Here is a 341-nt window from a genome sequence, read left to right on the forward strand (position 1 = left end):
GCATATGACAGGGACGGCGGAATCCTTTCTCAAATGGCAGGCAAAGGGCGTATCACGGCACACGAATTAAAAGGAGTGTTAGGTAGTAATATCGACACTTCTGCTTTGTTAAGTACAGATTCGGCAACGAATTATAAGACATTTGCCAAGATGAAGGGATTACAACACGAAGCAATTAACTTGCGAAAAGGAACATACGTTAGGAAAGGGATTTACCATATTCAACACGTTAATAGTTATAATAGACGTTTTAAGGAATGGATGAATCGTTTTCAAGGCTTTGCTACACGTTATTTAGACATGTCTCTTATAAAAATCTGACGCTGACGACGAATATCCTT

Annotated in this window: 1 pseudogene; it reads left to right on the forward strand. The window is 39.0% G+C overall.

What is annotated here, in order from left to right:
- Positions 1-300, forward strand: a pseudogene (locus JDS80_RS30815) (IS1595 family transposase); the annotation flags it as partial.
- Positions 301-341: the final 41 nt, after the last annotated feature.

The sequence above is a fragment of the Bacillus cereus group sp. N8 genome, assembly GCF_016483685.1.
Classification (GTDB): domain Bacteria; phylum Bacillota; class Bacilli; order Bacillales; family Bacillaceae_G; genus Bacillus_A; species Bacillus_A proteolyticus.